This is a genomic window from Streptomyces sp. TAA040 (assembly GCF_000424845.1).
Genome location: NZ_AUKR01000002.1, coordinates 135,098 through 158,420 on the forward strand (window position 1 = coordinate 135,098; position 23,323 = coordinate 158,420).

The following is a 23,323-nucleotide window of genomic DNA, read 5'->3' on the forward strand; positions in this document are numbered from 1 at the left end:
GCAGGGTGTTCAGTGCCCCTCGGCCTTCGCGCTGCGCGACATCAGCTCCTTGAGGGCGACGAGCGGCGGCTTGCCCTCGTGGACGATCTCCACCACGGTGCCGGTGATCGGCATCTCCACGCCGTGCCGGGTGGCGAGGTCGAGCACCGACTGGCAGGACTTGACCCCTTCGGCGGTCTGCTTGGTGACGGCTTTGGTCTCCGCGAGCGACATGCCGCGGCCGAGGTTGGTGCCGAAGGTGTGGTTCCGGGAGAGCGGCGAGGAGCAGGTGGCGACCAGGTCGCCAAGACCGGCGAGCCCTGCGAAGGTGCCGGGATCGGCGCCCATCGCCAGCCCCAGCCGCGTCGTCTCGGCGAGCCCCCGGGTGATCAGCGAGGCCTTCGCGTTGTCGCCCAGCCGCATTCCGTCGACGATGCCGACGGCCAGCCCGATGACGTTCTTCACCGCGCCGCCGAGTTCGCAGCCCACCACGTCGGTGTTGGTGTACGGGCGGAAGTACGGGGTGTGGCAGGCCGCCTGGAGCTGCCTGGCGACCGGTTCCGACCGGCAGGCCACGACCGAGGCGGCGGGCTGCCGGTCGGCGATCTCCCGGGCCAGGTTCGGGCCGGAGAGCACGGCGACGCGGTCGGGGTCCGCACCGGCAACCTCTTCGATCACCTCGCTCATCCGCTTGGCCGTGCCCACTTCCACGCCCTTCATGAGGGACACCAGCACGGTGTCGGCCGGCAGTAGCGGCTTCCAGCGGGCCAGGTTCTCGCGCAGCGTCTGGGCGGGGACGGCGAGCACCGTGAACCGGGCGTCGCGGGCGGCCTCGGCCGGGTCGGCGGTCGCCCTCAGCGAGGGCGGGAGTTCGATGCCCGGAAGGTAGTCGGGGTTGGTGCGGGTGCGGTTGACGGCCTCGGCCAGCTCCGGCCTGCGGCACCAGAGCGTCACCTCGCAACCGGCGTCGGCGAGGACCATCCCGAATGCGGTGCCCCAGGAACCGGTACCGAAGACGGCTGCTTTCGTCACGCGTTCTCTCCCTCGGCGGCCTGGTGTCGGCCGTTGTCTGCGGTGCCCGCCCGTTCCACTGCCCCAAACTCCGGGACGCCGGGCGGCTTGCCCCCGGAGGCCGCGTCCGCGCCGGACCCGCGTCCCGCGGAGATCCGTCCGCTGCCGACCAGGCGGCCGAACACCTTCGGCACGGACCGGGCCCCCGACGGTACGGCGGACGGCGTCCCGACGCGTCGGGGGCTCTCGTCCGGTGCCCTGTGGTGGACGAATCGTTGCGCCGGGGCCGCTTCGCCGCGCAGTTCCGCCAACTGCTCGGTCACCGCGTCCATGAGTACGTCGGTGACCTCGCGCAGCACCTCGACGGTCGGCTCCCGGTCGTAGAAGGCCGAGAGGTCGACCGGCGGGCCGGCCGTGACCCGGAGGGTCTTGCGCGGGAAGAGGCGTATCCGGCGGTGCGCGGCGTAGGGAGGCACCGCCTCGTTCGCACCCCACTGGGCGACCGGGACGACCGGCGCCCGCGTGAGCAGCGCCACCCGCGCTGCGCCCGTCTTGCCCTCCATCGGCCACAGTTGCGGGTCCCGGGTCAGGGTCCCCTCCGGGTAGAACGCCACGCACTCCCCGGCGTCGATCGCCTCCACTGCCGCGCGGAAAGCACCTATCGCGTCGGCGGTCTCCCGGTACACCGGGATCTGGCCGGTACCGCGCATGATCGCGCCCATGAATCCGCGGTTGAAGAGGCTCACCTTGGCCAGGAAGCGCGGCACTCGCCCGGTGTTGTACTGGTAGTGCGCGTAGGAAAGCGGATCCAGGTAGGAGTTGTGATTCACCACGGTGATGAATCCGCCCACGGCCGGCATATTCTCCATTCCGCGCCAGTCGCGGGCGAAGAAGAGGACGAGCGGGGGTTTCACCAATACCGCGGCCAAGCGGTACCAGAACCCGATTCTGCGGCGGGACACCCGGACACCATCTCCTCTTCCGTGCTGCACTGTGCGCTGGGGGGGGGACAACCGCACAAGTGTCGCCCCGGGCCGCCGCCCTGTCGAGCACACCGTAACGTCGCCACCCGCCCCGGGGGAGAATGGGGCGGACCCGCACGACGAGACCGCAGGGAGCAGGCAGGGTGTGGACGCTGGTCGTGCCCCTCAAGCCACTTGCGCAGGCCAAGAGCAGGCTGGCACCTCAGGAGGACCCCTCCTCGCGGCGCTCACTGGCGCTGGCCTTCGCCCAGGACACGGTCGCGGCGGCGCTCGCCTGCCCGGCGGTGCGCGGTGTGGTGGTGGTCACGGACGACGCCGCGGCCGGGGCCGCACTGCGCTCGCTCGGTGCCCGTGTGGTGCCGGACGGGCCGGGGCTGGGCCTGAACCCGGCCCTCGCGCACGGCGCCGACCTGGTGCGCGCCGAGCGCCCGGACGCCGCGGTGGGCGCGCTGAACGCCGATCTGCCTGCACTGCGTCCCGGTGAGCTCGCCCGGGTGCTCGGCGCCGCGCGCCACTGGCCGCGGGCCTTCCTTCCGGACGCGGAGGGCGTCGGCACCACGCTGCTGACCGTGCTGCCGGGCAGGCCGCTGGCGCCGGAGTTCGGCGCCGGGTCGCGCCGGCGGCACCGCGCCTCCGGTGCGGTGGAGATCACCGCGGCGGAAGTGCCGAGCGTGCGCCGGGACGTGGACACCGGCTCCGATCTGGCCGAGGCACTCGCTCTGGGCGTCGGCCCGTACACGCTCAGAACGTCTGCAGCGTCACGAGGGTGACCCGGCGGTCGTCCGCCTCCCCGGTGGTCTCGATGCGCACCCGCTGGCCGGGGCGCAGCAGCCGCAGCCCACCGGCGTCGAAGGCCGCGGCGTCGAAGGGCACCGGAGTGCCGTCGTCGAGGAGGACGCTGCCGGAGCGGGTCTGCGGATCGTATGTGTACGCGGTGGCCTGCATGGCGAAAGCCTAAGGGCTCTCCCGCGGTTCCCGGTGGGCGAGCGCACGGCGCCGGCTGCGGTGCCCCGGGCTGCGGCACGGACGTACACCGCGGGCCGGGCTCCATCCGGAACCCGGCCCGGCACACGGTGTGCGGCCCGTCCGTCACCGCTTGCGGGCGGTCGCCGACTTCTTCGCCGTCGTGGTGCGGGACGCGGCCTTGCGGGCCGGTGCCTTCTTGGCCGTGCTCTTCTTGGCCGGCGCGCTGGTCGACGCGGCCTTCTTGGTGCTGCTCTTCTTCGCCGTCGACTTGGTGGCCGATGCGCCCGAGGTCTTCTTGGCGGGGGTCGCCGTGGTGGTGCTCTTCTTCGCCGCCGCCTTCTTGCCGCCGGCCTTTCGGGCCGTGGCCTTGGTCGCCGTGGCGGGGGCGGTCTTCTTCCCCGCCGCCTTCTTCGCCGCGGCCTTCTTCGTGGCGGCCTTCTTGGTGGAGGCGCCCCCGGAAAGGCTGCCCTTCGGCGCCTTCTTCACGGCGACGTCGTTCTTGGGGAGCTTCTTGGTCCCGCTGACGAGGTCCTTGAAGCCCTGGCCCGCTCGGAATCGCGGCACCGAGGTCTTCTTGACCCGCACCCGTTCACCGGTCTGGGGATTCCGGGCGTACCGGGCGGGACGTTCCACCTTCTCGAACGAGCCGAAGCCGGTGACCGAGACCCGGTCGCCCGCGCACACCGCGCGGACGATCGCGTCCAGCACCACATCGACCGCGTCCGCGGCCTGCTGACGGCCACCGAGCTTGTCCTGGATTGCTTCGACGAGCTGCGCCTTGTTCACGTCTTCCCCTTCGGAGGCATTGCCGGAACGAATGCGTTCAAGCTTTTTCGCACGGTAGGCAGATATATACCGCAAATCAAACACGAAACGGGCTAATCACCCTTGTGCCGCAACGAACTGCCGGTCACGCAGAGGGGAAGCGGCCGTCGCCGGGGTCGGCCCTGTCGAGTTCCTCCATCAGCCGGTCGAGACGGCGTGCTGCCGTCGCCAGATCGTGCTTCGACGAGGCGGTGACGGCGAGCAGCCTCCGGTTGAACGCCACCCGTTCGCTCTCCGGGACTTGCATGGCGCGCACCTTGCGGTGCGCCTGCTTCAAGCGGGCGGCGAGCTGGTCGTACAGATCGAGTTGACCGTCGCTGTCCATGCACTGATTGTGCCATCTGCGGTGAGTTGTCGCCTCGCGAGGGGCCAACGGCGCGTCCGCGCGACACCCTCCTCACCCGGTCGGGCTACCCACCGGTTCAGGTAACTGGCTTGCTTGTGCGGGCAGTTCGATTCACCGGCGGGGCCTGCCCCGGGAACGAAAAAACGCGGCACCCCGTCATCCTGCGACGGGGTGCCGCGCGATGCGGCGGGGGCGCTCAGGCCGGCTGGGTGCGCGGCTTGAACGCCGCGCGCTGCGCCTCGTAGGCGACGATATCGTCCTCGTTCCGGAGCGTGATGCTGATGTCGTCGAGCCCTTCCAGCAGGCGCCAGCGTGCGTTCTCGTCGAGCTCGAAGTCCGCCTCGACGCCCGGGGCGACGACCTTGCGGCGCAACAGGTCCACGGTGACCTCGGCGGTCGGGTCCGCGTCGGCGAGGTCCCACAGGGCGTCCACGGTCTCCTGCGGGAGCACCACGGTGAGCAGGCCGTTCTTCAGCGAGTTGCCACGGAAGATGTCGGCGAAGCGCGAGGAGACGACCGCCCTGAACCCGTAGTTCTGCAGGGCCCAGACGGCGTGCTCCCGGGAGGAGCCGGTTCCGAAGTCCGGTCCGGCCACCAGGACGCTGCCCCCGGCGTGGGCGGGCTGGTTGAGGACGAACTCCGGGTCCTTGCGCCAGGCCTCGAAGAGGCCGTCCTCGAATCCGTCGCGGCTGACCTTCTTGAGCCAGTGCGCCGGGATGATCTGGTCGGTGTCGACGTTGCTGCGGCGCAGCGGAACGGCCCGGCCGGTGTGCGTGGTGAAGGCTTCCATGACTGTTCAGACCCCCACGGGCGTAGACAGGTCGGACAGGTCGGCGGGAGAGCCCAGACGGCCCAGCACCGCGGTGGCGGCGGCGACCTGGGGCGAGACCAGGTGGGTGCGGCCGCCCTTGCCCTGCCGTCCCTCGAAGTTCCGGTTCGACGTGGACGCGCAGCGCTCGCCGGGGGCGAGCTGGTCCGGGTTCATACCCAGGCACATCGAGCAGCCCGCGTGACGCCATTCGGCGCCCGCGGCGCTGAAGACCTTGTCCAGTCCCTCCTCGACGGCCTGGAGCGCCACTCGCACCGAGCCGGGAACCACCAGCACGCGCAGCCCGTCGGCGACCCGCCGGCCCTCCAGCACCGCGGCTGCGGCCCGGAGGTCCTCGATCCGGCCGTTGGTGCAGGACCCGATGAAGACGGTGTCCACGGTGATCTCGCGCAGCGGGCGCCCCGGTTCCAGGCCCATGTACTCCAGGGCCTTCTCGGCGGCGACCCGCGCGCTGGGGTCGGCGAAGGAAGCAGGGTCCGGCACCGAGGCCGACAGCGGCAGGCCCTGGCCGGGGTTGGTCCCCCAGGTGACGAACGGGGCGAGTTCGGAACCCTCGATGACGACCTCGTGGTCGAACCGGGCGCCCTCGTCGGTGCGCAGCGTCCGCCAGTAGGCGACCGCCTCGTCCCAGTCCGCGCCCTGCGGAGCGTGCACGCGGTCCTCAAGGTACGCGAACGTGGTCTCGTCCGGGGCGATCATGCCCGCCCTGGCCCCGGCCTCGATCGACATGTTGCAGATGGTCATCCGGGCCTCCATCGAGAGCTTCTCGATGGCCTCGCCGCGGTACTCCAGGACGTAGCCCTGCCCGCCGCCGGTGCCGATGCGGGCGATGATCGCGAGGATCAGGTCCTTGGCGGTCACCCCTTCGGGCAGCGCGCCGTTGACGGTGATCGCCATGGTGCGGAAGGGGGACAGCGGCAGCGTCTGGGTGGCCAGCACGTGCTCGACCTGGCTGGTGCCGATCCCGAAGGCCAGCGCCCCGAACGCGCCGTGGGTGGACGTGTGGCTGTCCCCGCAGACCACCGTCATGCCCGGCTGGGTCAGGCCGAGCTGCGGGCCGACGACGTGCACGACGCCCTGCTCCACGTCGCCGAGCGGATGCAGCCGGACCGCGAAGTCGGCGCAGTTCCTGCGCAGCGTCTCCAGTTGGGTCCGTGAGACCGGGTCGGCGATCGGCTTGTCGATGTCGAGGGTGGGCGTGTTGTGGTCCTCGGTGGCGATGGTGAGGTCCGTGCGCCGCACCGGGCGGTCGGCCTGCCGCAGCCCGTCGAACGCCTGCGGGCTGGTGACCTCGTGCAGCAGGTGGAGATCGATGAAGAGGAGGTCGGGCTCTCCTTCCACGTGACGGACGACGTGGTCGCCCCAGACTTTCTCCGCGAGTGTCCGTGCCATCGCTTTCCCTCCGGTCGGCGGCTCTGCCGACCACATGTGTCGAGACCTCGCCCCACCCGCTCGCCGGTCCTCGGGTGGTGGCCGTCGGCCCAGCCTGGCGGGTTCCCGGTGAAATTGAACTTGCGTTTCGTAATGTGAGACGCAAGTATCGACGCATGGACAACTCTAGTGGCGCCTCGAGTGGTGTGGGCGTTCTCGACAAGGCAGCTCTGGTACTGAGCGCTCTGGAGTCCGGTCCGGCCACACTCGCCGGACTGGTCGCCGCGACGGGCCTGGCGCGCCCCACCGCGCACCGGCTGGCCGTGGCGCTGGAGCACCACCGGTTCGTCGCCCGCGACATGCAGGGCCGGTTCATCCTGGGGCCCCGGCTCTCCGAGCTGGCGGCCGCCGCCGGCGAGGACCGGTTGCTGGCCTCCGCCGGGCCCGTGCTGACGCATCTGCGCGACATCACCGGCGAGAGCGCACAGCTCTACCGCAGGCAGGGCGACATGCGCATCTGCGTCGCTGCCGCGGAGCGGCTCTCCGGGCTCCGGGACACGGTCCCCGTCGGCTCGACCCTCCCGATGAAGGCCGGTTCGGCGGCCCAGATCCTGATGGCCTGGGAGGAACCCGAGCGGCTGCACCGCGGCCTCCAGGGCGCCCGGTTCACCGCGACCGCGCTCTCCGGGGTGCGCCGGCGGGGGTGGGCACAGTCGGTGGGCGAGCGCGAGCCGGGGGTGGCCTCCGTCTCGGCACCAGTGCGCGGGCCGTCGAACCGGGTGGTGGCCTCGGTGTCGGTGTCCGGCCCGATCGAACGGCTGACCCGGCACCCGGGCCGGATGCACGCCCAGGCCATCGTGGAGGCCGCCAACCGGCTCTCGGAGTCGCTCCGGCGCACCTGAGGGGCCTGCCACGCACGGCGCGTCCGCGCACCGCCAGGGGCACTCGACCCGCCCGGAGGCCGTCCCCCGCCCCGGCAGGCCGGCCGGGGAAGACTCCGGACATCCCCCGCTGCCGGGCCGGGAGGTGCGGACGCCGCGCGATCCGGGGAGCCGGACGCGGGCCGGGCGCGGAGCGACGCCACGATCACGAGCGCCCCGTGTCCTTCGGACACGGGGCGCTCGTGATCGAGTACCCCCGACCGGATTCGAACCGGCGCTACCGCCTTGAGAGGGCGGCGTGCTAGGCCGCTACACAACGGGGGCTCCCAGATGATCCCGTGAAGGATCCGTACCCCCGACCGGATTCGAACCGGCGCTACCGCCTTGAGAGGGCGGCGTGCTAGGCCGCTACACAACGGGGGCATCGATCTCCGGAATCCCTCGGGACTCCGCTGAGAAGATCGCGCTGGGCTACCAGGACTCGAACCTAGACTAACTGAACCAGAATCAGCCGTGCTGCCAATTACACCATAGCCCACCGAAACACAACCCCTTACGGGGTTTCTGCCTGGGTGACCGCCTTCCCGGTGATCCGGCCTTCCGGCCCGTTCCGTTCGGCGACAGGAAGAACATTACCCGATGGGGGACGGTGCTCCAAAACGGGCTCGGGCCCCGCCCGTCCGGCCGGCGGACGGAAGGGGCCCGTACCGTCAGGCCTGCTGCTCCAGCGTCTTGAGCGCCGCGTCGATCCGGGTCAGCGTGCCGTCGCGGCCCAGGGTCTCCAGCGACTCGAACAGCGGCAGTCCGACGGTGCGGCCGGTCACGGCGACCCGCACCGGCGCCTGGGCCTTGCCAAGCTTGAGGCCGTGCGCCTCCCCCGCGGCCAGTACCGCGGCCTTCAGCGGCTCGGCCGCCCACTCGGCGTCCGCCAGCCCCGCGCGCGCCGTGCGCAGCAGCGCGTCGGCGCCGGGCTTCATCGCCTTGGCCCACGACGCCTCGTCGACCGCGGGCTCGTCCAGGAAGAGGAAGTCCACGTTGGCGGTGATCTCCGACAGCACGGTGAGCCGGGTCTGAGCCAGTGGCGCCAGCGCGTCGAAGGCCGCCTGGTCGAACGCCTCCGGACGCCAGGGCGCATGCGGGGCACGCAGCCACGGCGCACAGGCGGCGGCGAACTCCGCCACCGGCAGCTCGCGCAGATGGGTGGCGTTGATCGCCTCGGCCTTCTTCAGGTCGAAGCGTGCCGGATTGGCGTTGACCGCGTGGATGTCGAAGGCCTCCGCCATCTCGGCGAGCGAGAAGACGTCCCGGTCCTCGGCGATCGACCAGCCCAGCAGCGAGAGGTAGTTGAGCAGACCCTCCGGCAGGAAGCCCCGCTCCCGGTAGAGGTTGAGCGAGGACTGCGGGTCCCGCTTGGAGAGCTTCTTGTTGCCCTCCCCCATGACGTACGGCAGATGGCCGAAGTGCGGCACCGAGCCGTTGCCCACACCGATCTCCGCGAGCGCGCGGTAGAGCGCGATCTGCCGCGGGGTAGAGGAGAGCAGGTCCTCGCCGCGCAGCACGTGGGTGATCTCCATGAGCGCGTCGTCGACCGGGTTGACCAGCGTGTACAGCGGCGCGCCGTTCGCCCGGACGATGCCGAAGTCCGGCACGTCCTTGGGGGAGAAGGTCATCTCGCCGCGCACCAGGTCGGTGAAGGTGATCGGCTCGTCCGGCATCCGGAAACGGACGATCGACGTCCGACCGGCCGCCTCGTGTGCGGCGACCTGCTCCGGCGTCAGCGTGCGGCAGGTGCCGTCGTACCCCGAGGGGCGGCCGGCCGCCCGCGCGGCGTCCCGGCGGGCCTCCAGCTCCTCGGCGGTGCAGTAGCAGCGGTAGGCGTGGCCGCCGTCGAGCAGGGTCGCGGCCACCTCGGCGTAGCGGTCCATCCGCTCGGACTGCCGGTAGGGGGCGTGCGGACCGCCCACCTCGGGCCCCTCGTCCCAGTCCAGGCCGAGCCAGCGCAGCGAGTCCAGCAGCTGCTGGTAGGACTCCTCGGAGTCCCGGGCCGCGTCGGTGTCCTCGATCCGGAACACCAGGGTGCCGCCGTGGTGACGGGCGAACGCCCAGTTGAAGAGTGCCGTGCGCACCAGGCCCACATGGGGGTTGCCGGTCGGCGACGGACAGAAACGTACCCGCACTACGGCGGGGGATGCTGCGCTAGCCACGCGTGATCACCTTGTTGGTGAGAGAGCCGATGCCTTCGATGGTGACGGCGACCTCGTCGCCGACATGGAGCGGTCCGACACCCGCGGGGGTGCCGGTGAGGACGACGTCGCCGGGGAGCAGCGTCATGGCCTCGGTGATGTGCACGATGAGGTCCTCGACGGACCGGGCCATCTCGCCCGTACGGCCCAGCTGCCGCTGCTCGCCGTTGACGGTGCACATGAGCGCCAGGTCCGCGGGGTCGACCTCGGTCTCGATCCAGGGACCGAGCGGGCAGGACCCGTCGAAGCCCTTGGCACGGGCCCACTGCTCCTCGCGGTGCTGGACGTCCCGGGCGGTGACGTCGTTGGCGCAGGTGTAGCCGAGGACGACCTCCCGGGCCCGCTCCCGGGGCACCTGGCTGCACATCCGCCCGATAACCACGGCCAGCTCGGCCTCGTAGTGGACCTCCTGCGAGAAGGACGGGTACGCGATGGGGTCGCCGGGGCCGATCACCGAGGTGGAGGGCTTGAAGAAGACCACCGGCGCCTCGGGGACGGTGTTCCCCAGCTCCTTCGCGTGGTCGGTGTAGTTCCGGCCGACCCCGATCACCTTGTTCGGCAGTACGGGCGGCAGCAGCCGCACCTTGTCGAGCGGGATCCGCTGGCCGGAGCGCTCGAAGTCGCCGAACGGATGGCCCTTGATGATGTCCAGGACGAGGCCCTCGGTGCTGCCCGAGTTGTCGGGGGCCTCGGCCCCCCCTTCGATGACGCCGAACGCCACGTTGCCGTCGACGGAGAATCTGGCGATGCGCACGGGATGCGTTGCCCTTCTTCGGTTGGCTGGAGGAGTTGACGCTCCAGCCTAAGCCTTGATCCACCGGCCGGGTTGTGTCCTGTGGATGGAGGATCGAAGAGAGGTGCCTGCTGACCTGCGATGACGGGAGTTCTCACGCTTCCAGCACACACGATCAGCAAGGCACCTCGTAGATGAGAGTTTCCCATACCCCAGCGGCAGTCTCCGCTGCGTTCGACGACTCGAATCTGATCGCGCACGCAGGGCTGGTCCGCTGATGCGGCTGGCCGAGCGGTGCGGTCTTTCGCGGCTGGTGGCGGAGAGGGTGAAGCTGACCGGGGCGGCGAACGGGGCGGGTGCGGCTGCGGACCCAAAGGTCACCAGCATCGTGGCCGGGATGGCGGCGGGTGCGGACAGCACCGACGACCTGGACGTCCTGCGGCACGGTGCGATGCCGGCCGTGTTCGGAGGTGTGCGTACCCCGTCCACACAGGGCATCTTCCTGCGCGCGTTCACCCGCGGCCATGCTCTCCCACTCCACGCCGTGCACCGGAGATTCCTTGCGGAACTGGCCGCGCAGACCCCGCTGCTGCCCGGGTGCCGGTGAGAGGGCGTTCATCGATGTCGCCTCCACCCACAAACGGGTCTACGGACGGACCAAACAGGACGCCGAGTACGGCCGGTTCAAAGGCATCCGCACCCTGCACCCCCTGCTCGCCACGATCAGCACCCCCAATCGAGGCCGGTGATCGCCACGGTACGGATGCGCCGCGGCAAGGCCGCCGACTTCCGCGGAGCCCCGAAATTCGTCAGTGAAGCCCTCGCCACCGCCGCCGAGGCCGGCTGCACCGGCACCCGCATCCTGCGCGCGGACGCGCAGTTCTACCACGCCGACCTGATCGCCACCTGCCGCCGGGCCGGAGCCCATTTCTCACTCACCACCGGCATGAACCCCTCCATCAACAGAGCCGTCCTTGCCATCCCCGACCAGGCATGGCAGCAGATCACCTACCCCACCGCCGTGCCCGACCCCGACACCGGCGAGCCCATCTCCGACGCCGCCGTCGCCGCAACACCCGCCTACACCGCGTTCGCCAGCCGCAGGAAAGCAGAGCGGGTCACCGCCCGCCTGATCGCCCGCCGCGTCCGCGACCTGGCCAAACCCGCCGTCGTGGGTGAGCAGGGCGAACTGTTCCCCGTCTGGCGCTACCACCCGTTCCTCACCGACCAGCCCGCCGAAACACTCCGGGCCGAGCGGGAACACCGCCACCACGCCGTGGCCGAACAGGTCATCGCGGACAGCAAAGCCTCAGCCCCGGCCCACCTGCCCTCCGGGCACCTCCACGCCAACGCCACCTGGCCCACCCTGTGGGCGACGACCTACAACCTGCTACGCGCCACCCGCACGCTGGCCTCCGCGTTCCACACCAGAGCCACCACAGCCACGTCGCGCACCCACCTGGTCCAGGTCCCGGCCCGCACCGCCCGCTCCGCCAGGCACACCACCCTGCACCTACCGCACAACTGGCCCTGGCAGCACCCCTGGACGCATCTCTTCTGGACGCATCTCTTCGACACCGCCCACGGCCCCGCAGGCTGACGCCGACAGCCCTGATCCACCCCCGCCCGCGAGGGCCCGACCGGAACCACCTGCGGAAAAGCCGGACAGACCAGCAGATACCCCCTACCCGCAACCGGCCCACACCCGAAGATCCCACCCACAACCCATCAGAAGATCACTTCCAGACCACGTCGGCGGATCAAGGCCAAGGGCGCCCGGGTACGAATCCCGCGGCGGACGGCCCGGGACCCGTACGGCACCGGACATGTGTGCTGCCCGGTCCCCGTGGCAGGGGCCGGGCAGCGCACACGGAGGGCGTCGTCACCGGAGCACCGCGGGCGGCGGGGCCGGTAGGCGCCTGCCGGTTACCTCAGACGGGCCATGAGGGCGTGCTCGACGAGCGTGATGAGCGCGCTCTTGGCGTCACCGCGGTGCCGGGCGTCGGTCGTGATGATCGGGGTGTCGGGCCCGATCTGCAGGGCCTCCCTGACCTCCTCCGGGTTGTACGGCTGGTGGCCGTCGAACCCGTTGAGGGCGATCACGAAGGGCAATCCGCTGTTCTCGAAGTAGTCGACGGCCGGGAAGCAGTCGGCGAGCCGGCGGGTGTCCACCAGGACCACCGCCCCGATCGCACCACGCACCAGGTCGTCCCACATGAACCAGAACCGGTCCTGCCCCGGCGTACCGAAGAGGTACAGGATCAGGTCCTGGTCAAGGGTGATGCGGCCGAAGTCCATCGCCACCGTGGTGGTGGTCTTGCCCCCGGTGTGCGTGAGGTCATCGATGCCCGCGGACGCGGACGTCATGACAGCTTCGGTACGCAGCGGGTTGATCTCCGAGACGGCGCCCACAAAGGTCGTCTTGCCCACGCCGAAGCCACCCGCCACCACGATCTTCGCGGAGGTGGTGGAGCGGGCCGCACCGCTAGAGCTTGCGAAGTCCACTGAGCACCCTTTCGAGCAGTGTCACATCTGGTTGTCCGCCGGCGGTCTCGTCGCCGCCGGGCTGGTGAATGGCGACGAGTCCGGCCTCGGCGAGATCAGCGACGAGAATCCGGGCAACGCCGAGGGGGATGGAAAGCAGTGCGGAGATCTCGGCAACCGACTTGATCTCGTAGCACAGCCGGCAGATCCGCTGGTGCTCCGGGAGCTGCCCCTGGAGCTGGGCGGAAGCCGCCGTGGTATGCACCAGTGCCTCGATGGCGAGCTGGTACCGCGGCCGCGTACGGCCGCCGGTCATTGCGTACGGGCGCACCAGTTGCTGGGGCTCGTCGTGTTCCTGTTCGGCCTTTGGCCGGTCGCGCCCCGCCTCGGCCCGGCCGCGGTGCCGTGACTCCGGGGCGGGCGGCGGTTCCCGGCGCTGTTGGTGGCTCGGCGCCGAGGGGAAGTTGAAACGCTGGTAGGGCGGGTCGCTTGGCGGCTGCTGCTCGTTGCCGTACGGACCCCCGGGGGGCGTGACCACGATTCCTCCTCCGACTACCGACTTGGGAGACCACCAGGTTGGGTCGTGCGTTGACTCCGACCGACACCACGTCCCCGCACTTTATGGCGCGGGGACGCAAAACGCACTGTCTGTTTGCTAGTTGAGAAGGCTTCCTTGAAGTTCGGCTCGGAGGTCCGGAGTGAGAACCGTACCGGCCCGGTCCACCAGGAGAGCCATCTCGTAACCCACCAGACCGATGTCGGCGTCCGGGTGTGCGAGAACGGCCAGCGAGGAGCCGTCCGAGATGGACATGATGAAGAGGAAGCCGCGCTCCATCTCCACCACCGTCTGGTTCACCACTCCGCCCTCGAAAATGCGCGAAGCTCCCTGCGTCAAGGAGGTCAGTCCCGACGCGACCGCTGCCAACTGATCGGCACGGTCACGCGGGAAACCCTCCGACATCGCCAGAAGAAGGCCGTCGGCGGAAACCACCACCGTGTGCGACACCCCCGGGGTGTTCTCCACAAAGTTGGTGATCAGCCAATTCAGGTTCTGCGCCGCCTGGCTCATCGGGCTCACACTAACGCTCCTGATCGTAGGTGCTGCTGGGGCCGAAGCCCGGTCGGTCATTTCGGGTGGCGTCCCGGCGGCCCGCGCGCCCCCGGCGGACGCCTCGGTGCAGGTTGCTCAACCTGCCCCGCACGTCTTCCGGGGAGCGGGAGACCTGAGGACCCCCCTGTGGGGTCTGTTCCGCTGCGCCCTCGACCAGATTGGCTCTGGGCACCCGGCGGGGCAGGCCGGAACCGGTGACCCCGCCTGCCTTGGGGTCCCGGACCTGCTCGGCCCGCAGTCGGCGCTGATCGTTCGCGGAGCGCCAGTCGGGTGCGCCGCCCCCGGAGTCCGAGGATTCCGGTTGCGACTGCTGCTGCGGAGTACCCGGGTGCTCGGGCAGTCCGTCCCACTGGTCCTGTCGCGGCGGACCCGCGCCGACCACCGGGGACTGACCGCTCGGTGCGGACCCTGGCCCACCGAAGCCTACGCGGTCCCGGCCGCTCGCGGGACCCTGCTGTCCGGATTCCGGTTGACCACCGGGCGGCGTCTGCTCAGCGCTCCCTGCCGTCCAGGGACCGCCCTGGACGGGCTCGTGCGGGGACTGCGGGAAGCCGTCCTGCGGGCCGACGCTCCGCGGGGGGACCTGGTCCGGATAGGTCTGCTGCGGGTACTCCGGCACGGTAGGACCGGTACCCGCTCCCCGCGGGTAGGCCTCCTCGATCCAGCCGGTGTTGGCGTAGGGGTCCGGCTCGGACCCCTGCCCCTCGGACCCCTGCCCCTCGAAGCCGGGATCGGCGTAGCCACCCTGCTGGTACGGGCCGGCCTCGACGCCGGGGTCCGGCTGCCCGACGGCACTCTCCGCGCCGCCCGGCGGCTCCTGCGCGGCGATCTGCGGATCGTACGCGTTCCGGCGGGCGGACTCGTCGAAGCCGTCGAACCGGTCGGTCCCCCGGTCCGGGTCGCCGCCGGGCACCAGCGAGGACGCGTCGTCCGGGACCTCGACGGGCCCGTAGCGCGAGTCGTCGAAACCCAGTTCGGCGGCCGTCGGACGGCCGGCGTGGCCGGGCGGCAGCGGCGCCGCGGGCCGGAGCCCTTCCGGCTCCTCGACGATCCGCGAGACCGTGAAGTCCTCGGGGTCGCTGTCCTCGCCGCCACCGTGGGTGATGCCCTCGGGCAGCATGACCAGGGAGGTGGTGCCCGCCTGCTCTCCCGAGGGGCGGAGCTGGACCCGGATGCCGTGCCGGTCGGCGAGCCTGCCGACCACGTAGAGGCCCATCCGCTGCGAGACGGCCGCATCGACCGTGGGCGGATCGGCCAGCTTGTGGTTGATGTCCGCGAAGTCCTCGGCGGTGAGCCCGATGCCCTTGTCGTGGATCTCGATCATCACCCGGCCGTCGGGCAACCGGGTGGCGGTGACCTGCACCTTGGTCTGCGGGGAGGAGAAAGAGGTCGCGTTCTCCAGCAGCTCGGCCAGCAGATGCACCAGGTCGGTGACGACGGCGCCGTGGATCTCGCTCTCCGGGACCCCGCTGACCGCGATGCGCTCGTACTGCTCCACCTCGGAGGTCGCGGCCCGCAGCACGTCGACCAGCGGGATCGGCCGGTTCCAGCGGCGGCCCTGCCCCTCGCCCGCGAGGACGAGGAGGTTGTCGCCGTTGCGCCGCATCCGCGTCGCGAGGTGGTCGAGCTGGAAGAGGCTCTGCAACTGGTCCGGGTCGGACTCGTTGTTCTCCAGCCCGGTGATCAGTCCGAGCTGGCGCTCGATGAGGCCCTGGTTACGGCTGGAGAGGTTGGTGAAGATGGCGTTGACGTTGCCCCGCAGGAGCGCCTGCTCGGCCGCGAGCCGGACTGCCTCGCGGTGCACCTGGTCGAAGGCGCGGGCGACCTCGCCGATCTCGTCGCGGGTGTCGATCGGGATGGGGCGCACCGAGGTGTCCACCCGGCCCGGTTCGGTACGGGAGAGCTGGTCGACCAGGGCCGGCAGGCGCTGCTCGGCGACGTCGAAGGCGGCGGTGCGCAACCTGTTCATGCTGCGGCTCATGGTCCGGGCCATCAGGGCCGCGATCACGAAGGCGATCAGCAGTGCCGCCAGGACGACGGCGGAGTTCACGATCGCGTCGCGCTTCGCATCGGCGGCGATCTCCCGGGCCTCGGTGACCGCGCGGCCGGTGAGGTCCTCCTCGATGCCGCGGTAGGTCTCGAACTTGCCGGTCGCCGTCCGGAACCACACGTCGGCGGTGATGCCCTGCGCGGCGAGCGTCTCGGGCTCGATACCGGAGCCGATCCGCTCGATCATGCCGTCCATCGCCGGCGGCGCGACGAAGTCCTGACCGGCCGCCTCGGCCTGGGAGCGCGCCGAGTCCAGCTCCTCCTTGGCCGACGCCTCCAGCTCGCGCATGTCGGAGCGGAGCCGGTCGGCGTCCTCCTGCGTGCCGGCGGAGAGGAACTCACTGAGCGCGATGTTCTCCAGGTAGGCGTAGGACTGGAAGGCGGTGAGCTGCTCCTGCCGCTCCTCCTCGCTCGGCCCGGGATCGACCAGCAGGTGGGTGCCGAGCGACCTTGTCAGGGACTCGGCGGCCTTGGCCAGCGAGATCGCGTACACGGTCCGGCCGTAGGACGTGACGTTGCCGGTGCCCAGACCGAGTTCGTTCGAGAGGTTCATCAGCGGGTGCTGGAGCTCGACGTAACCGAGTTCCGTCTGGACCCCGCCGAAGCGGTCGGTGTACGCGGCCTGCCGCAGCGTGGCGAGCTTGGGCTGCACGCTCTCGATCGAGTTGAGCCGGCGGGTGAGGCTCGGGGTCCCCGGGGCCCGTTCCGCCGCCTCGCGGAAGGCGGTCTGCGCCTCGTCGGTGGCGGCGCGGGCCTCGGTGATCTCGGAAGCGTCCGCCTCCCCCCGCAGCAGGGGGCCGACGGTCCGGTCACGCTCATCCAGCAGAGCGTGGGAGTAGGCGGAGGCAGCGCGGACGACCTCGGCGGTGCGTTCCGCGTCCTGCGCCTCGCTCAGAGTGGAGAGGGAGCTCTCGACCCTGAAGCCTCCGAAGACGAGGGCGACGAGCACCGGGATGAGCAGGATCGCGTTCAGCCGAGTGGCGACCCGCCAGTTCCGGACCGCGAATCTGCTGTCGCTGCCCGGCTTGGCGGCAGGAACAGGTTCAGCGGAACCCTGGCCGCCGACCGCAGCGCGCGGCGGCGTGAAATTGCCCCGCGACTCCGGCGGCGGGGATGCCGTCTTGCTTCGCCTCACTCGACCAGACCTCTCGGCGTGGGCACCTTCGTCGTCGACGTGCCGCCATTACTGCTGAGTTCAGCGATTGCAGCACGCCGACCGGGTGCTTTCCAAACACTTGAATGCGGGACACCACCCTCCGGGGAGCACCCGGCGAAACGGACATTGCGGCCGCGCGGTGGCAAATGGACAACGATTACCGCACGGAGTGCAGTGGAGCGATCGCCATCCGTGAGGAGTTCGCCTTTATTCTCTGTCGAAATGTTATGAAGCCTCCGGCGGGACGCGTCGCACGCGGCCTGCCGGAGGTCGTTCAGCGCAGTCGGGCCAGCAGAGCGTGCTCGACCAGCGTGATGAGCGCACCCTTGGCGTCACCGCGGTGCCGGGCGTCGGTGGCGATGATCGGGGTGTCGGGCCCGATCTGCAGGGCCTCCCTGACCTCTTCGGGCTTGTACGGCTGCTGGCCGTCGAAGCCGTTCAGCGCCACCACGAACGGCAGGCTGCTGTTCTCGAAGTAGTCGACGGCCGGGAAGCAGTCGGCGAGCCGGCGGGTGTCCACCAGGACCACCGCCCCGATCGCACCACGCACCAGGTCGTCCCACATGAACCAGAACCGGTCCTGCCCCGGCGTACCGAAGAGGTACAGGATCAGGTCATAGTCAAGGGTGATGCGGCCGAAGTCCATCGCCACCGTGGTGGTGGTCTTGCCCCCGGCGTGCGTGAGGTCGTCGATGCCCGCGGACGCGGACGTCATGACCGCCTCGGTGCGCAGCGGGTTGATCTCCGAGACGGCGCCCACAAAGGTCGTCTTGCCCACACCGAAGCCACCTGCCACCACGATCTTCGCGGAGGTCGCCGACCGCGGTGCGTCCGCGCTCCGCGACGACGGGGAGCTAGAGCTTGCGAAGTCCACTGAGCACCCTTTCGAGCAGAGTCACATCCGGCGCGCCACCGGGCTCGCTGTTGCCGCCGGGCTGGTGGATGGCGACCATCCCGGCCTCGGCGAGGTCGGCGACCAGGATCCGGGCGACACCGAGCGGGATGGCGAGCAGGGCGGAGACCTCCGCGACCGACTTCACCTCGCGGCAGAGGTGGCAGATGCGCTGGTGCTCGGGAAGCAGACCCTGGAGCTGCCCCGGGTCGGCGCTGGTGCTGACCAACGCCTCGATCGCCAACTGGTAGCGCGGCCGGGTGCGGCCGCCCGTCATGGCGTACGGGCGCACGAGCGGCTGATCGCCCTCGTTCTCGTACGGTGCGTGGTGGTTCGGGGCACCGTACGGGCCGGGTGAGGCGGGCGGGGTGGTCATGGCTCCTCCGGACGAGGCATGAGGTCGGCGAGGCGGACTGTAGTGCTCATGTGGGGGAGCGAGGGTCAGCCGAGGAGGCTTCCTTGCAGCTCGGCTCGGAGGTCCGGGGTCAGAACCGTACCGGCCCGGTCCACCAGCAGAGCCATCTCGTAACCCACCAGACCGATGTCGGCGTCCGGGTGTGCGAGAACGGCCAGAGACGAGCCGTCCGAGACCGACATGATGAAGAGGAAGCCGCGCTCCATCTCCACCACCGTCTGGTTCACCGCACCGCCCTCGAAAATGCGCGAGGCCCCCTGCGTCAGCGAGGTCAGTCCCGACGCGACCGCCGCCAGCTGATCGGCACGGTCGCGCGGGAAACCCTCCGACATCGCCAGAAGAAGGCCGTCGGCGGAAACCACCACCGTGTGCGACACCCCCGGGGTGTTCTCCACAAAGTTGGTGATCAACCAGTTCAGATTCTGCGCCGCCTGGCTCATCGGACTCAACTAACGCTCCTGCTGGTAGGTCGGGCCGAAGCCCTGATCGTTGCCGCCGGGACCGCCGCCGGCCTGTCGGCCCTGCTGGATGCCACGCCGGAGGTTGGTCAGCCGACCGCGGACGTCGGCGGGTGCGCGGGAGACCTGGGGTCCGGTGCGCGTGGGCTCCTGTGTCTGGGCGGTGCCCGCGACCAGGTTGGCGCGCGGGACCCGGCGCGGCAGACCCGAGGTGGTCACCCCGCCGGCTGCGGGCTCCCGCAGCCGTTCCGCCCTGCGCCAGCGCTCGTCGTTCGGCGAGGCCTGCCATTCCCCGGCACCGTTGCTGACGGGTGCCCCACCGGGCTCGCCGCCGCCGGACACCGGTCGCTGTGGAGCGGGCGGGACCGCCGAGGCGGCCCGTCCGGGACGCGGCATCGGGACGGCGGGCGCTTGCGTGGCCGTGGGCGGCGGCTCGGGAGCCGGTGCCTGCGGACCGCGCTGGGTCCGGGAGGAGAACCAACTGGTCTCCATCTCCTCAAAGATGGGGGTCCGGGTCTCGGTGGACGACGCGGGCGCGACCGGGTAGTCGAGTTCCGACGTGTCGTCCCGGCGAGCCGGCGGCCCGGCGGCAGCGGGGTCGGAACCCGTGTCGTAGGTGCCCTGGTACCCCTGCTGCGGGTTCTGGACGGGGTAGGAACCGGTGTCGTAGCTGTTCGGGTCGCCGGAGTGTCCGGCGTCGCCGGGAACACCCTGGTAACCGGGCTGCGGGTACGAGCCGGTGTCGTAGCTGTTCGGGTCGTTCTGCCCCTGCCACTGGTTCAGCGCGGGGTAGGAGCCGGTGTCATAGCCCCCGGGACCGCCGGGACGCCCCGGCCGGCCCTGGTTCGGACGTCCCGGGCCGCTGGTCGCGCCGGTGAAGCCGGGGCGGGCGAACTCTCCGGTGGACTCGGGGTCCTCGTGCCCGCGGGGCAGGTCGGCACCGTCCCTCGCGCCGGGTATCCGCTCCTCCCTGCTGCCCGCCCAGCTCGGCCGGGGCCTGCCCTGGTCGGACGTCCCGCCCTGGCCCGGCTGCGGGCCGTTGCCGCGGCCGGGAAGCGCCCCGCCGGGTGCGTCGTTGCGCGGCAGCTGCGGGCGACGTCCGGTACCCGAGCCCGCGGGCTGCGGAGCACCTCGCGGCGGACCCTGCTGGGCGGGGGCGGCCGGTGCGGGGCGCGGGGGCGGGGGCGCTCCCGCGCCGGGGCCTCGGCCGTTGTCGCCGGGGCCCCCGTTGCCGGGCAGCGCCGGCCGGGGGGCGCTGCCCGGCATCTGACTGCGCGTCGGCAACCCGCCGAGGCGGCTGCCGGCGGACGCCTGGGCGCCCGGTGGCTTGGGCTCGCGCTTGAGCGTCGCGGCCGGCGCGTCCTGCTTGGGCCGGCCGGGGTGGCCTGCGCCCTGGGCGACCTCCACCGGCAGCATGACCAGCGCGGTGGTGCCGCCGGAGTCGGACGGGCGGAGCTGGATCCGGATGCCGTGCCGCAGCGACAGGCGGCCGACCACGAACAGGCCCATCCGGCGGGAGACGGAGACGTCCACGGTCGGCGGGTTGGCCAACCGGTCGTTGATCGCCGCCAGGTCCTCGGGCGAGAGCCCGATGCCGGTGTCGTGGATCTCGACCAGGACCCGACCGTCGGGCAGAGCGTGGCCGGTGACCTTGACCTTGGTCTGTGGCGAGGAGAAGGAGGTGGCGTTCTCCAGCAGCTCGGCCAGCAGGTGGACGAGGTCGTTGACGACGCGCCCGGCGACCTCGGTGGGCGGCACCGAGCTGAGTTCGATCCGCTCGTACTGCTCCACCTCGGAGGCGGCGGCGCGCAGGACGTCGACCAGCGGGACCGGCCGGGTCCACCGGCGGCCCGGCTCCTCACCCGCGAGGACGAGGAGGTTCTCGCCGTTCCGGCGCATACGGGTGGCGAGGTGGTCCAGCTTGAACAGCGAGGAGAGCTGGTCCGGGTCGGCCTCGCGGGACTCCAGTTCGGAGATGAGCGAGAGCTGGCGCTGGATCAGGCCCTGGCTGCGGCGGGAGAGGTTGGTGAACATCGCGTTGACGTTGCCCCGCAGCAGCGCCTGGTCGCCGGCGAGGCGGACCGCCTCACGGTGGACGTCGTCGAACGCGGAGGCGACCTTGCCGATCTCGTCCAGGCTGTGCACACCGACCGACCTGACGGTGGTGTCGACCTCCTGCGGGTCGGTCTCGGAGAGCTGGCGGACCAGCTCGGGCAGCCGGTTGCGGGCAACGTCCTGGGCGGTGTTCTGGAGCCGCCGCAGCGAGCTGACCATGGAGCGGGCCACCACGAACGCGCCGACCAGTGAGATGCCCAGCACCAGCAGGATGACCGCGCCGTTGAACAGGGCGTCCTGCTGCGCCTCGGAGCGCAGCTCCTGGGCCTGCTGCTCCATCTGGGTGAGCAAGGTCTTCTCGATCTTGCTCATCTCGTCGATCTTCGTGCGGTCCTGGTCGTACCAGTCCAGATAGGAACGCGTCTCGGCCTTGATCCCCTCGGGGCTCTTGAAGACCCGGGAGGCGTACTCGTTGGCCGAGGTGATGTTGACGATGCCGCCGTCCAGCGGCTCGGTGAGCTCGGTCGCCCGCTCCGGCCCGTAGATGACGTTGAAACGGTTCAGGAACGCGCGCTCGTTCTCGTTCGCGTTCTTGCCGTAGCGCCGGTCGTTCTCGGAGAGCTCCGGTCCGTCCTCCGGCGCCAGGCCGGCGCTGATCACCGCGCGCTGGATGGACGCGTACTCCTTGGCGGTGGAGAACGCCGCGAGCGCACGGGTGCTGCGGATCATGTCGGTGTTGCTCGTGGCCTGCGCCATGTCCTGGGAGAGGGCGAGCAGCGACTCGATGAGCTGGTTGTAGTCGCCGACCGTCTCGGCGATGTTGTCGGGGTTCTCGTACGCCCGCTCACGGATGTTCTTGATGGTGTTGAGCTGGCGGCCGATGTCGATGATCGTCGACTGCACGCCGATGAGCAGTTCGTCGCCGTCCGCGGTCAGACCGCCGGTCGCCTCGTTGAACGACTCCTTGGCCTCGTCGGTCTCCTCACGGGGGCCGACGACCGCGTCGTTCTTGGCGTTGCCGGTCGCGGTCATCGGGCCGGCCGAGCGGTCGCGCTCCTCCTGGAGCGCGGCGGCCAGCTCCGTGGCCTGCTCGGTCATCTCGGTGAGCAGCTTCATGTTCTCGAGCTGCTCGACCTCGCCCGTCGCGTCGGCGATCCGGAAGGCGCCCAGCGTGGTCGCCGCCACCACCGGGAGCGCGAGCAGGGAGACCAGCCGGGTGCTGATGCGCCAGTTGCGCAGCGCGAGCCGCGATCCCGGCGCGCTCGGCGACTTGCCGCCGCCACCGCCCTTCGCGTCGGCGTCGGGCTGCCCGTCGGCTCCCGTGGCGCCGCGATCCGCCGACAGCTCGCTCTCCTGCGCGCGCTGGGGAGAGGAGCCGCGGTCGGTCGCCCCGCGCAGCTCCGGGTCCCCCGCAGCGCTGCCATCCCTCTTGAAACGTCCCTGCACTAGCGTCGCAACCTCTGGACCAGGCGTCTCCCCGCGCTAACGAGGAGACGGTATTGAGTCAGGACAGTTCGTAACCGCCCCAACGGTCGTGAGCGACCGGCGCGATCGACATGCACCGCCGCGCGGCGCTGCTCTGCGCCCCCACACGCGCCGGCTGATGTACCTGCGGCGGTCCGTGAGATTCCAGCACAGAGCGGGATCTCCAACAAGGGCCGTGGGGTCTCCCGCGAGATGTGTGACGCTGCGGAGGTACCGGGTCACAGGTCGTGGATGCCAACCACCCCCATACCGGACTTTCGCCCGCGATTCGACCACTCGTGCGAGCCGCCCATCCGGGGTACCCACCGAGCGGAACCTGGGGTTCGGTCCGTTAATGTCCGAATTTCACAAACACGCCGAGTCGGCACTATGTCGCTTTTGTCCGGTACTGGGTGAGCAAAATCACAGGGTTTCAGCTGTCTGTGCGAGCCAACAGATGGGAAAGCCCTTCTACTCTCAGGATCAAGACCGCGTACGGAATGGACAAGAGGCGCACTCTCCGTGAAGACCACCATGAGCATGCAGAGCACAGCGAACCCGCGGCGGACCACGCTGACCGACCTCGTCGACGCCGAGGACGGCCCCGCGTCGGCGCAGCAGCGCGAACACACCGCCGCGCTCCCGCAGGCGACCGCCAACCCCCGGCGCACCGTCCTGATGGAGGCGCCCGCGGGCAGCTGACACCGGCGGGTTGCGCGGGAACCGGACACAGCGGGAGGGCCCGCACGCCGTCAGGGCGTGTGGGCCCTCCCGCTGTGTCCGGACGGGCCGGCCCGCTCCCGCCGCTCGGCCCGGCGGCTCAGCCCTGCCAGCTGTGCGGGGCGCGGAATCCGGGGGTGCGCTCCAGACGGCGCCACCCGGCGGTCGAGCGCCGGGGGCGCGGCGGTGTCGCGCCGTGCTGCGCGCTGCCGGCCCGGGCCAGCAGCAGGGCGGTGACGGCCGCGAGCTCCTCGACGCTGGCCGCTCCCTTCTCGACACGGACGAGGCCGGTGCTGCCGGCGGGGGACGAGTCCTCGGAGGTGCTCACAACTGACTCCACTCACTGCGATGG

General features: G+C 70.9%; 23 protein-coding genes and 3 tRNA genes. 5 read left to right on the plus strand and 21 right to left on the minus strand.

Annotated features, from left to right (window positions below):
* Positions 1–9: 9 nt before the first annotated feature.
* Both H300_RS0102640 and H300_RS24615 read right to left on the minus strand, forming a co-directional pair.
* Entirely contained in the window at positions 10–1,011 is a 1,002-nt protein-coding gene (locus H300_RS0102640) for an NAD(P)H-dependent glycerol-3-phosphate dehydrogenase (protein WP_028426183.1), read from the minus strand.
* Positions 1,008–1,952, minus strand: a complete 945-nt coding sequence (locus tag H300_RS24615) for a lysophospholipid acyltransferase family protein (protein ID WP_106966657.1) — start codon at positions 1,950–1,952, stop codon at positions 1,008–1,010. The genes H300_RS0102640 and H300_RS24615 overlap by 4 nt, the downstream gene beginning before the upstream one ends.
* Before the next feature lie 122 nt (positions 1,953–2,074).
* Between H300_RS24615 and cofC the strand changes: the two genes are divergently transcribed.
* Positions 2,075–2,743 carry a 2-phospho-L-lactate guanylyltransferase gene (cofC, locus tag H300_RS0102650; protein ID WP_051269365.1) on the plus strand — a complete coding sequence of 223 codons (669 nt, stop codon included), beginning with the start codon at positions 2,075–2,077 and terminating at the stop codon, positions 2,741–2,743.
* On the opposite strand, the gene H300_RS0102655 is transcribed toward cofC, so the two are convergent.
* The 5 genes from H300_RS0102655 to leuC form a co-directional block, all read right to left on the minus strand.
* Positions 2,715–2,918 carry a hypothetical protein gene (locus H300_RS0102655; protein WP_028426185.1) on the minus strand — a complete coding sequence of 68 codons (204 nt, stop codon included), beginning with the start codon at positions 2,916–2,918 and terminating at the stop codon, positions 2,715–2,717. The two genes, cofC and H300_RS0102655, sit on opposite strands and share 29 nt — an antisense overlap.
* Positions 2,919–3,062: 144 nt before the next feature.
* On the minus strand, positions 3,063–3,725 hold the full coding sequence (locus H300_RS0102660; protein WP_028426186.1) for an HU family DNA-binding protein: 663 nt from the start codon (positions 3,723–3,725) through the stop codon (positions 3,063–3,065).
* A gap of 124 nt (positions 3,726–3,849) precedes the next feature.
* Positions 3,850–4,089, minus strand: coding sequence for an SCO5555 family protein (locus H300_RS0102665; RefSeq protein WP_028426187.1), 240 nt, complete (start codon positions 4,087–4,089; stop codon positions 3,850–3,852).
* A gap of 217 nt (positions 4,090–4,306) precedes the next feature.
* Positions 4,307–4,900: a 3-isopropylmalate dehydratase small subunit gene (leuD, locus tag H300_RS0102670; RefSeq protein WP_028426188.1), complete on the minus strand. Its 594-nt coding sequence runs from the start codon at positions 4,898–4,900 to the stop codon at positions 4,307–4,309.
* 6 nt (positions 4,901–4,906) lie between these two features.
* Entirely contained in the window at positions 4,907–6,331 is a 1,425-nt protein-coding gene (leuC, locus tag H300_RS0102675) for a 3-isopropylmalate dehydratase large subunit (RefSeq protein ID WP_028426189.1), read from the minus strand.
* Between the two features lie 155 nt (positions 6,332–6,486).
* Between leuC and H300_RS0102680 the strand changes: the two genes are divergently transcribed.
* The gene (locus H300_RS0102680; RefSeq protein WP_028426190.1) at positions 6,487–7,212 is read left to right on the plus strand and encodes an IclR family transcriptional regulator; all 726 of its coding nucleotides are present in this window, start codon (positions 6,487–6,489) and stop codon (positions 7,210–7,212) included.
* A gap of 230 nt (positions 7,213–7,442) precedes the next feature.
* Here H300_RS0102680 and H300_RS0102685 read toward each other — a convergent pair.
* The 5 genes from H300_RS0102685 to H300_RS0102705 form a co-directional block, all read right to left on the minus strand.
* Positions 7,443–7,515, minus strand: a tRNA-Glu gene (locus H300_RS0102685).
* Positions 7,516–7,541: 26 nt separating this feature from the next.
* Positions 7,542–7,614 (minus strand) — tRNA-Glu (locus tag H300_RS0102690).
* Between the two features lie 43 nt (positions 7,615–7,657).
* A tRNA-Gln gene (locus H300_RS0102695) sits at positions 7,658–7,729 on the minus strand.
* Positions 7,730–7,901: 172 nt separating this feature from the next.
* Complete coding sequence (gltX, locus tag H300_RS0102700) at positions 7,902–9,395, minus strand: glutamate--tRNA ligase (RefSeq protein WP_078515669.1); 1,494 nt, start codon at positions 9,393–9,395, stop codon at positions 7,902–7,904.
* Positions 9,388–10,188, minus strand: coding sequence for a fumarylacetoacetate hydrolase family protein (locus H300_RS0102705; protein ID WP_028426192.1), 801 nt, complete (start codon positions 10,186–10,188; stop codon positions 9,388–9,390). Before H300_RS0102705 ends, gltX begins: the two co-directional genes overlap by 8 nt.
* A 304-nt stretch (positions 10,189–10,492) precedes the next feature.
* On the opposite strand from H300_RS0102705, the gene H300_RS31725 reads away from it, so the two are divergent.
* A complete protein-coding gene (locus tag H300_RS31725) occupies positions 10,493–10,774 on the plus strand; it encodes a hypothetical protein (protein ID WP_199779118.1) in 282 nt (93 codons plus the stop codon).
* A gap of 138 nt (positions 10,775–10,912) precedes the next feature.
* Entirely contained in the window at positions 10,913–11,767 is an 855-nt protein-coding gene (locus tag H300_RS31730; RefSeq protein ID WP_199779119.1) for a transposase, read from the plus strand.
* 326 nt (positions 11,768–12,093) lie between these two features.
* Here H300_RS31730 and H300_RS0102715 read toward each other — a convergent pair whose 3' ends face one another.
* The 8 genes from H300_RS0102715 to H300_RS0102750 form a co-directional block, all read right to left on the minus strand.
* Positions 12,094–12,672, minus strand: coding sequence for an ATP/GTP-binding protein (locus H300_RS0102715; RefSeq protein ID WP_028426193.1), 579 nt, complete (start codon positions 12,670–12,672; stop codon positions 12,094–12,096).
* Positions 12,653–13,189, minus strand: a complete 537-nt coding sequence (locus H300_RS0102720; protein ID WP_028426194.1) for a DUF742 domain-containing protein — start codon at positions 13,187–13,189, stop codon at positions 12,653–12,655. Before H300_RS0102720 ends, H300_RS0102715 begins: the two co-directional genes overlap by 20 nt.
* Positions 13,190–13,306: 117 nt before the next feature.
* Complete coding sequence (locus H300_RS0102725; protein WP_037978995.1) at positions 13,307–13,720, minus strand: roadblock/LC7 domain-containing protein; 414 nt, start codon at positions 13,718–13,720, stop codon at positions 13,307–13,309.
* Positions 13,721–13,730: 10 nt separating this feature from the next.
* The gene (locus H300_RS0102730) at positions 13,731–16,946 is read right to left on the minus strand and encodes a nitrate- and nitrite sensing domain-containing protein (protein WP_028426196.1); all 3,216 of its coding nucleotides are present in this window, start codon (positions 16,944–16,946) and stop codon (positions 13,731–13,733) included.
* A gap of 295 nt (positions 16,947–17,241) precedes the next feature.
* Complete coding sequence (locus H300_RS0102735) at positions 17,242–17,841, minus strand: GTP-binding protein (protein ID WP_028426197.1); 600 nt, start codon at positions 17,839–17,841, stop codon at positions 17,242–17,244.
* Positions 17,822–18,235, minus strand: coding sequence for a DUF742 domain-containing protein (locus tag H300_RS0102740; RefSeq protein WP_028426198.1), 414 nt, complete (start codon positions 18,233–18,235; stop codon positions 17,822–17,824). Before H300_RS0102740 ends, H300_RS0102735 begins: the two co-directional genes overlap by 20 nt.
* Positions 18,236–18,300: 65 nt before the next feature.
* Positions 18,301–18,714, minus strand: a complete 414-nt coding sequence (locus H300_RS0102745; protein WP_037978935.1) for a roadblock/LC7 domain-containing protein — start codon at positions 18,712–18,714, stop codon at positions 18,301–18,303.
* Between the two features lie 9 nt (positions 18,715–18,723).
* Positions 18,724–22,233 (minus strand): sensor histidine kinase, encoded by a 3,510-nt coding sequence (locus H300_RS0102750; protein ID WP_028426200.1) that lies wholly within the window; start codon positions 22,231–22,233, stop codon positions 18,724–18,726.
* A 558-nt stretch (positions 22,234–22,791) separates the two neighbouring features.
* Here H300_RS0102750 and H300_RS0102755 point away from each other — a divergent pair.
* Positions 22,792–22,953 (plus strand): hypothetical protein, encoded by a 162-nt coding sequence (locus H300_RS0102755; RefSeq protein WP_486583504.1) that lies wholly within the window; start codon positions 22,792–22,794, stop codon positions 22,951–22,953.
* A 118-nt stretch (positions 22,954–23,071) separates the two neighbouring features.
* On the opposite strand, the gene H300_RS0102760 is transcribed toward H300_RS0102755, so the two are convergent.
* Entirely contained in the window at positions 23,072–23,299 is a 228-nt protein-coding gene (locus tag H300_RS0102760) for an acyl-CoA carboxylase epsilon subunit (RefSeq protein WP_028426202.1), read from the minus strand.
* Positions 23,300–23,323 lie beyond the last annotated feature (24 nt).